The organism is Candidatus Zixiibacteriota bacterium, from assembly GCA_040752815.1.
In the GTDB taxonomy this organism is placed as follows: Bacteria; Zixibacteria; MSB-5A5; order GN15; family FEB-12; genus JAGGTI01.
The window spans coordinates 103080-110998 of record JBFMGC010000005.1 but is presented as its reverse complement, the minus strand read 5'-3'; the positions used below and the strand labels follow the sequence as shown (position 1 = coordinate 110998).

At 53.4% G+C, this 7919-nt stretch carries 6 protein-coding genes; 5 read left to right on the top strand and 1 reads right to left on the bottom strand.

Annotated elements, in window-relative coordinates:
- Positions 1-670 precede the first annotated feature (670 nt).
- From AB1772_02850 to AB1772_02830, 5 genes are all read left to right on the top strand, one after another.
- Positions 671-1492 carry a radical SAM protein gene (locus AB1772_02850; GenBank protein MEW5795277.1) on the top strand — a complete coding sequence of 274 codons (822 nt, stop codon included), beginning with the start codon at positions 671-673 and terminating at the stop codon, positions 1490-1492.
- A gap of 906 nt (positions 1493-2398) precedes the next feature.
- The gene (locus tag AB1772_02845) at positions 2399-3121 is read left to right on the top strand and encodes a CPBP family glutamic-type intramembrane protease (protein ID MEW5795276.1); all 723 of its coding nucleotides are present in this window, start codon (positions 2399-2401) and stop codon (positions 3119-3121) included.
- Positions 3118-4056 carry an ABC transporter ATP-binding protein gene (locus AB1772_02840; protein ID MEW5795275.1) on the top strand — a complete coding sequence of 313 codons (939 nt, stop codon included), beginning with the start codon at positions 3118-3120 and terminating at the stop codon, positions 4054-4056. Before AB1772_02845 ends, AB1772_02840 begins: the two co-directional genes overlap by 4 nt.
- Positions 4057-4060: 4 nt before the next feature.
- A complete protein-coding gene (locus AB1772_02835) occupies positions 4061-4864 on the top strand; it encodes an ABC transporter permease (GenBank protein ID MEW5795274.1) in 804 nt (267 codons plus the stop codon).
- 4 nt (positions 4865-4868) lie between these two features.
- On the top strand, positions 4869-5630 hold the full coding sequence (locus AB1772_02830) for a YIP1 family protein (GenBank protein MEW5795273.1): 762 nt from the start codon (positions 4869-4871) through the stop codon (positions 5628-5630).
- Between the two features lie 63 nt (positions 5631-5693).
- Here AB1772_02830 and AB1772_02825 read toward each other — a convergent pair whose 3' ends face one another.
- Positions 5694-7640 carry a hypothetical protein gene (locus tag AB1772_02825; protein MEW5795272.1) on the bottom strand — a complete coding sequence of 649 codons (1947 nt, stop codon included), beginning with the start codon at positions 7638-7640 and terminating at the stop codon, positions 5694-5696.
- Positions 7641-7919 lie beyond the last annotated feature (279 nt).

Sequence of the window (7919 nt, the reverse complement as noted above, 5' to 3'; positions counted from 1 at the left end):
GCTGACGAACCGCGGGGGTGACAAGAACCGGCGGAACAGGGCGACCACGAGACATAGGGTATCTCCTTTCGTGAAAAAAGAAAGATACCACCTCCTCAATATTAATGCAAGCTAAACATGGGACATAGCACTAGTTCGCGTCTACGAAACACAGCCTGGCGGAACAGGTCTCGAGTCCACAGCGCGTTATAGCGCGTCCGTACGCCAATCAAAAAACTTTATTGCCGCATTCGAAAAAGAATACTTGACAAATGGCTCGAGGTTCAGTATCAGCGGAATCAACAATCACGGGCATGTAGGGAAAGAGCTGGTTCCACTGAGGCGCATTGGTGGAGTCTGTCGCGAAGCGGCGCCGGCATGTCGATCGGCATCGGATGGTGTATGCTGAGTGATCGGTGAATGGCGCGTATGGCCAGTGACAGGTGCAAGACGAGCTCTTGTCAGTCGCGTTGACTGATATGGCCGCAGTTGACTAGGAAGGGGTAAACTGGTCATGGCAGAGAAAGTCAAAGCGTCATACTATAATCACTTGGTCCCCCTCGAGAATGGCAACTGGCTGGCGTTTAACGCGTTGAGATGCGGGCTTGCCGAGATGGATCCGCAGAGCTATCAACGATAATGCGATGTAGTCGCACGGGGCGAAATCAACGGCGACGGACAGGACGATTTTGTGGTTAACCTGCAAGAGGGTGGGTTTGTCACACCCGCCGAACTGGACGAATTGGACGCCATCAGGGCCTCCCACTACCAGGCACGGTTTGGCCATCAGGGATTCGGTTTGACAATCGTGCCCACCTGCAGGTGCAACTTTGCCTGCGACTATTGCTACGAAAGTAAGGACATACATTGCATGGCGGTGGATCAGGACAGCGACATGTCCAAGAGCGTTCAAGAGCACTTGTTGTATCTGTGCGAAAAGGAAATCCCGCAAAACGCCGCATTCTTTGCCATGTGGTACGGCGGAGAACCTCTGCTTTCGAGGGATGTAATCCAGTCTTTAACGACTGGATTTGTGCGAATCTGCGAGTCAAAGAAAAGCGTCTACCACAGTGGCATGATTACGATTGGCTACCTGCTGACCCCAGACAATGTTGAGTTCCTGGCGCAGAATCAGGTGAAGTTCGTCCAAATCACCATAGACGGGCCAAAGCACGTTCATGATAGGAGAAGACCACTGAGAGGTGGAGGAGAAACATTCGATCGAATACTCGACAATATCTGCTATATGGGAGAAAAAGGCAAACCGGCAGTGTCCATCAGAGTGAACATAGACCGGCGGAACGCAGAGGATGTTCCGGAGTTGCTTTCCATTCTCAGGGGCCATGGCTTGCATTCGAAACCTAATATTCGCCTATACTTCGGGCAGACTGTGCACTACTCGAATTCCTGTCCTGATATAGCGTCTCAATGCATGGCGAGCCAGGAGTTCTCTTTCTGGATGGTCGGTGCATATCGCACCGCTCTGGCTCACGGATTTCGGATTGGTATGTGAAGTGCTACCCTTATGCTTGGGCGGGTGCCCATACAGGACAATTCACTCTCAGGAGCTGACTGATCCGCAGGGCACTACTTGTGTTTGGTGGGCACACAACCTCAAACCGATGTTGATGGTGATGAAGGAGGCACAAGGGCGCGGATTACTGTCACCAGTTCGTGGACAAGTGAACATCTCTTCCCCCGCGCCCGATCCTTCGAATCCAGATACGGGCTATGTGTCGAATTGAGCACTATGGAGGCAGGCTAATTTGAGCCGTGGAGTTGGATGATATAACCAGAACCGTTTTGTGTGAAAGGAGGTGGATTGTGAATTGGATCGCTGAACCAAGTACGCAGTTCGATGGCGTCATATATATGAAAATATGCACGTTTGTGTTCTGTTGTAGCGACTCCTGTTTCGCTGACGCCGACCCTTGTGACTACTGTTATGGCAACAAGTGCGTAGTGCTTTACTAAACTCGTGCCGAGCACTTCGGATTCACAGTTTTGTCTAACGCATCGTGCGAAGGAACACAACAGAAAACCCTGGCTTGTGCATATGATGAGGGCCAAGACGCGACATAGCGGAGGAATTACGCATGAAATGGATAGTACAACCTACTCAGGCGACATCGAGCTTTGGGTGTGGCATACCGTTCATTGTGGTCGGGTGCACTGGTAGTCCCGCACTTTGTAGCAGTTGGTGCGGCATTGATTGTGACTACTGTTTCTACTTTATTTATGACTCGTGATTAGCGCAACCCAAGGCGCAATGTGCGCCTTGGATGCCAATAAAACTGGAAAACCTCTGAGAGTCTTGCCTCAAGTGAATGATGCCTTGAGGTCAGCCAGTCCAGACGATGAGCCTTGATGACGTCAGGCAGTGTTTGACTGCCGAGGACGTTCGCGGGAAGACACAGCTTTGAATCGTGGAATTCATACAAGCGCGCAGATCCGGTGGTGTTATTTGTTGCTTTCAGCGGCGATACTTTACGCCGCCACCGGACTGTGCACCAACATCATGCGTGCTGGCATGATGCATACTTCTCCAATACTGGTAGAGCTAACTTTGGCGGTATTCCTGCTGGCCTGGACAATCTTCTTTGCCGCCGCAGGTCTTGTAGGATTGTCGCGAGATTTGCCGAGCTTTGTCGCATGGGGATTTGTGATCGATCGGAAGTTGTGGATAAGCGTAGTCTTGATAGTCATTACTGGCGCGATCCTGATTCACAGGTATCCAGGTACGATTTGGTCGTACGAGTCTTCAATGCCATGGAAGGTAGGTGGGGCAACATTAGAAGAGATTGTCTGCAGGGGCGTCTTCATCAACTCAATTGTGTTTGTGGTGCGGCCGAGGTCCAAATGGACCGTGGCCGTCCTGCTGTGCGCTGCCGCGGCGCTATGGGCGGCCGCGCACATACCGACAAAGAGCCTTGTTGAGATCTGGGGTCTGTTCACTTCAGGCGTTGCTCTTGGCTATATCTACTATTACACACGCTCTCTCCTGTTTCCAATTTTCAGCCATGTTACTGCGAATGCGGGAATGCTCGGTGGGGTGGTCGGTGTCGTGGGCTACTTCGTAGTTTCGGTCTTGGTGCATGTGCTCGCGCGTTCCAGAAGAACCAGTGAGGCCCGTCCCACATGATTGCGCTGGATCAGATTAGCTACCAGTATGCCAAAAGTACGCGGCCAGCTTTACATGAACTGTCTCTCATGTCGGAGCCAGGTTGCATCTTCACGCTCCTTGGACCGAATGGAGCGGGGAAGACCACGCTGCTTCGAATCGTTTCCGGTCTGATTGTCCCTCAAGCTGGATCTGTCACAGTCTGTGATCACGACATGCGCACACGGGAATATCAAGCGCGTGCCTGTATAGGGTTAGTCCTGGGAGAAGAGCGGAGCTTCTATTACCGACTATCCGGCGCCCAAAACCTGGAGTTCTTCGGCGGTCTATACGGAATACCGCGCCACGCGCTGACGGAGCGGATTGGACGTTTACTGGTGCTCGTCGGTTTGGAAGGTGACGCAAAACTCCAATACATGCGCTACTCCAACGGCATGAAAAAGCGCCTGGCTTTGGCACGAGCACTCCTGCACGATCCGCCAGTGCTTTTGCTCGATGAGCCAAATAGCGGCATCGACCCCGCCTCTGCCCGCACGATTAGAGAGATCCTGACCGAACAGAAGGACCGGGGGAAAACCATCCTTCTCACAACTCACGATATGACCGAGGCAGAGCGGCTGTCTGACCAGATTGGGTTTCTCAAAGAGGGAAAGCTTTTGATGGTCGGCACCCTGGCGGAGTTCCAGGGCTTGAGCAAGAAGACGCGCTTTGAGATCGACTTTTGCCGTACCTCTGACTTTTCCGCAAATCGCTTGAATACTCTGGCCGAACGAATTAGATCAGTGTCCGATTTGCACACGATCGATGCGACCGACACCCGCTTGGTAATAACCTCTAACGGCTCGTTCGATATGGGCGCCGTGCTCAAAGAAGTCACGGACTCAGGTCTGGCGATTGTACGAGCCAATACATGTACCGCGTCCCTTGAAGACGTGTTCATTCAACTGGCGGGGTGAGGCGATGTATCGAGCTTTCTTGTTTATCAAGCGCGGCCTCATAACGTTGTTCAGCTACAGGACAGCGCTGGTGCTGGGAATAGTGGGCAGCTTTGTTGGTTTACTGCAGTTTACATTTATGGGAACATTCCTAAACGACGGCAACAGTTTTCCGGCCCTTGCCGCCTATGGTGGGAATCTCTTGGCCTACCTGATTATTGGTACGGCCTTCTCAAGCTTCCTGGGAGTGTCGCTCAGCTCGTTTTCCGGTACTATCCGTTCTGAGCAGCAAATGGGCACTCTTGAGTTCTTACTCTTGTCCAATACTCCCCTTGAGTTGATACTGCTCTATTCTGGACTGATGAATTTCTTGCAAGTCCTGGTGAACGTGGCCTTGTTGTTGGCAATTGTGGTACTTGTTTTTGGCATCCCGATGGATATCAACGTGCCTGCAGCCATTGCTGCTATGTTTCTGACCGTCACCTCACTCTCGGGAATCGGCCTGATGAGCGCGGGCATTATCATTGTGACCAAGGTTGGCGATCCGATTTCCTGGGCCTTTACAGCGTTGACCGGTTTGTTTTCCGGCGTGCTGTTCCCGGTGGAGTATCTGCCGAGCTACCTCAAACCAATCTCGGTCGTGTTGCCAACTACTTACGCTTTGGACGCGTTGCGGCTCGCGCTTATCAAGAATGCTTCGACAGCGACAATTGCACCACAGTTGACAATTCTGTTTATTCTATCTCTGGTTACATTGCCATTGGGACTTACGGCGGTTCGGATGGGATTCAATCAAGCGCGTCGCGCCGGATCGCTCGCACATTACTAATTGGATGGGAGATGCTGAAATGGGAAATGCATCGACTGCAATGGCGGTTGAAACGCCGGCTACTAAGCCATACGGTTATTTGAAGATAATTGCATATCTGTTCTTCGAGCCTTCTAGAGCTTTCAGGGAGCTTTCGAAGACTCCGCGATGGCTTGTTCCGCTTGTACTTTGTTCTTTGGTCGCGGTAGGATTTGAGGCGGCCACCAGTCGATACCGTATGGCTGATCTAAAGGAGCGAATCTCGAACGATTCAACACTCTCACCCCAGGAAGTGTCGCGTCGGCTGCACAACATAGATGCCCAGAGGACGACCTCAATATCGTACACGAAGGTGGCCCTGGGAGCGGCTATATTGACTGGAATTAACGTGATGAAAGTGATCGCAGTGTCGACAATCCTCTTATTGTCAACACTGTCGCTGCGAGAAAGAGCGTCTTTCAAGCAATTGTTCTCCGCTGTGAGTTTCATCTTCCTTGTAACGATTCCGGAGAAGATCATCGTGGCCGCACTCATGGTCGTAAAGGGAAGCTATGACGTTCAACTAGGTCCGGCCGCGTTTGTCAGCGGAGAATCAGAGGGATCGCTGCTTATTACTGTATTGGAACGATTGGATATCTTTAGCATCTGGATTGCGATACTTATGGTAACCGCCCTGCCGATCGTGACGGGCATTTCGAAGCGCAGAGCGGCGGTGGTGGTATGTTGCCTCTGGGCAGGCTGGCTGCTCCTGGCCATGCTTCCCATAAAGCTCATCGATATCAACTGACCGGGTGCGGTGGGCCGCTTATAAGAAGTGAACCCGTTGTTCGATAAGAGGGATCACACCCGCCTATCGCCCTTGCACGATAATAGCGCTGCCGGTGCCGGAAATCTCGAACGTCTCGCCCCCCTCGCCCAGCACCAGCTCGGCTGATTTTGACTCGCCTTGCGATCTCACCGAGAGCGGCAGGCTGCTCGAAATGCTGCCGCCGACACTATGCACCGCGAGCACTAGATTGGGTTGCCCAAAAAACGACACCTTGACTGTACCGCCGGTGCTGGAGACAGTCGATCCGCCCCTGAAGTCGCGACCAAGGGAAATACTGCTGTTGCTGTAGTAGTTGCTCAGTTCCAGAGGACCGGCCAGGGCCTCGACAAAAATCGGGCCATAGTTGTTGGTTACTGAGAGGCTGCCCCTGATCCCGTCGGCGCTGATCTCGGCGTACTGGTTTTCCAGCTCGGCAGAGCCGGATACATCGGTTACGTCAATCGCCTGGTAGCCATTCTTGACAAACAAGTTACCTTCGACTTTCTCGATCTGGATCCGACCATAGAGATTTTCGACTGTGAGATTGCCCTGGTGATGCGAAATCTCGACCAGGCTCGTGTTATTGATCTCGACATCCCCCCGGCAGTCCTCCAGCGAGATCGGGCTGTACTGGTTTTCGAGAAGCATTGTCCCGCTGCAGCGGAGCATCTTGAGCGGAGCGTAAGAGGTTTCTATGTCCATGTTACCGGAAACGTCCGTCAGTGTTACCGCTCCCATCGAGCTGCGCACGGCCGCCCCTCCGGTTAGGCGCTGGAGTTCGACAGTGGAATTCTCAGCATCTACCGTCACGCGCGCCTTTATCTCAGTCACCAGTACGGTGCCGAAGGCACTCGAGCAATCGATCTTGCTGCCGCGCGGGACAGACACCTCGAGCGTGCTGCCGACCAACTCGGTGCGGTGATCGCTAAGACGAGGGAGATCTACCGACACAGCGTACCGGTTTGCCTCTTTCCCAACGGCGAGAACGGTTCGCTCAAGATACTCCTTTTCCTTCGCTCGGGAGGTAGACGCTACTTCGAGCGAGAGAGTCGCAATTATGGTCCTGCCGTCAACACCTTTGACGACAATGTCGCCCGATGGATTCTCAACGACTATCGGCCACGAAGTGTTGGTGACGTTCACTTGTCCGTGAAGCACGTGGCGCTCGCCTTGCCGGGTTGATGACCTTCCGCGCGAGCGCGGCGCCGGAAACTCCGGGATCTCGGGCATTTCAGGTAATTCGGGCATCTCCGGTATGTCGTGCATCTCCGGTATGTCGTGCATCTCCGGTATGTCGTGCATCTCCGGTATGTCGTGCATCTCCGGCAGCTCGGCCTCAGGAGCCATCCCCGGGGCAACGATTATTCTTCGCTCAAGTCCCAGAGCGCGCAACATGTCGATCGCCTTGCGAAGCTCCTCGGCCTCGACGCCGTGACTTTTCTTTGCGCTCTCCAATTCGGCCAGGGCCTTCATTGCCTTCGAAACATAGCTGCTGATCTCGTCCCAGCGAAGCACCTCACCCGGCTGGGTGTCCAGGTAGTCCTCGACCAATTCGGTGATGATGACCAGCTCTTTTCTCAGGCCGCGATCCAATCGGCAGCAGTTCGGGTTGTTCGTGTTGAACCTGACCCGGTGATCGCTCTCGGTCATCTTTATTTCTGCTATGGCCTCGCTCAGGTCATCAAGCAGTTTCTCGGGGTTATCTCCGTACGATCCCTTCCGGATATTCTGGCGCAGCACTTCTACTGCCCTGGGGTTGTGCCCGGCGTCGTCGGGCGATTCACGCTTGTAGTCGGTGTAGTCGTCCAAGACATCGCGGAGACTCTCGAGTATGTCAAGATACTCCTCGGCAGCGTCGCGGGATAGGCGGTCCAGCTCGCTCTGCAGTTGTTCTTTGAGCGACTGGGTGCGCTCCTGCGACCAGCCGGTCGCTACCGCCGAGGAGATGACCACGCCGGCTAGAATGATTTGTCTTAGCCAACAGCTCAAAGTTGCCTGCCTACTCCACAAAGTGACCGGGGCGACCTTTTTTCAATCTTCGCCCCACGGGTGTTCGGTTGCCGTATCGATACACATAGCCATACACGATGCCTCTTTACAAGCTCTACAGCGGACCAGACGGAAACTTCCCCGACATGGTCCCATGATAAAGTACGGCAATCGGTTAGCATGGGTTTCAAGCAATATCGGTGTTTTGCTCCTTGCAAGTGAATAGTACGGCAGGAGCAGAATCTGCGCATCCCCTGGAGCAGCCATTCTGCCTCCGAA